At 55.3% G+C, this 1,336-nt stretch carries 1 protein-coding gene; it reads left to right on the top strand.

What is annotated here, in order from left to right:
- Window positions 1–91 precede the first annotated feature (91 nt).
- Window positions 92–1,299, top strand: a protein-coding gene (locus tag ACKLKD_RS27835) for an IS3 family transposase (RefSeq protein WP_087804891.1) whose coding sequence is annotated in 2 segments (ribosomal slippage) — window positions 92–413 and window positions 413–1,299 — 1,209 coding nt in all. Because the reading frame shifts where the segments join, the coding sequence is not laid out codon by codon here.
- The last annotated feature ends 37 nt before the right edge of the window (window positions 1,300–1,336 follow it).

Raw genomic sequence — 1,336 nt, 5'->3', positions numbered from 1 at the left:
TGATGTAGCCCCCTGAAACACCGGACAGTAGCTGTATCTCCAGATAAGAGATAGGCTTGAATATATGTCTAACACTAACGCCAATTTTGAGATGACCGGGATCCTGTTAGGGCAAGAAGCCCGTAAACGTAAAACTCCTCAGGAGAAGATCGCCATTATCCAGCAGACGATGGAGCCGGGCATGAATGTCTCCCATGTCGCCCGCCTGCATGGTATCCAGCCCAGCCTGCTGTTTAAGTGGAAGAAGCAATATCAGGAAGGCAGCCTCACCGCCGTTGCGGCCGGAGAGGAAGTCGTTCCTGCTTCTGAGCTTACTGCTGCTCTGAAGCAGGTCCGGGAACTTCAGCGCCTTCTGGGCAAGAAGACGATGGAAGTTGAGATCCTGAAAGAAGCCGTGGAGTACGGCCAGTCGCGAAAATGGATAGCGCACGCGCCCTTGTTGCCAAAGGACGGGGAATAGCCCTGGTCAGCCGCACCATGGGCGTGTCGCGTGCGCAGCTGTCACTGCGGATTAACCGTTCTGCCGACTGGCAGGACAGGCGCTGTAACCGGCGTAATGACGAAGCAGACGAAGAAATACTGTCGGCTATCCTCGACATCATCAGCGATATGCCGAGTTATGGTTATCGACGCGTGTGGGGCATCCTGCGCAAGCAACGTCGCACAGAGGGACAGCCACCTGTGAACGCCAAACGGCTTTACAGGATAATGAGCGAGCATAACCTGTTGTTGTTGCATGACAAACCAGAGCGACCGAAGCGTGAACATAAGGGCAAGATAGCGGTGGCAGAAAGCGATATGCGCTGGTGTTCAGATGGCTTCGAGTTCGGCTGCGACAACGGCGAAAAACTGCGGGTAACGTTCGCGCTGGACTGCTGCGACCGTGAGGCCATAGACTGGGCAGCAAGCACGGTAGGCTATGACAGTTCGACCGTGCAGGATGTGATGCTGAGGTCGGTGGAAAAGCGCTTCGGCGACAGGCTGCCGGAAACACCAGTGCAGTGGCTGACGGACAACGGTTCAGCATATACCGCGCATGAAACGCGGAGGTTCGCCAAAGAGCTGAATCTGGAGCCATGTACAACAGCGGTGAGCAGCCCGCAGAGCAATGGCATGGCCGAACGGTTCGTGAAGACGATGAAGGAAGACTATATCGCGTTCATGCCAAAACCGGATGTGAGAACAGCCCTGCGAAACCTTGCAGCAGCGTTCACGCATTACAATGAAAACCACCCGCACAGCGCGCTGGGATATCACTCCCCGAGGGAATACCGGCGGCAGCGGACATCGTTAACTTAAGATACAAAAGCTGTTCGGAGATGGCGGGTCAAGATCA

Source organism: Klebsiella sp. 10982, from assembly GCF_048589245.1.
Taxonomy (GTDB): domain Bacteria; phylum Pseudomonadota; class Gammaproteobacteria; order Enterobacterales; family Enterobacteriaceae; genus Klebsiella; species Klebsiella quasivariicola.
This window is presented reverse-complemented; position numbering and strand designations above follow the sequence as displayed.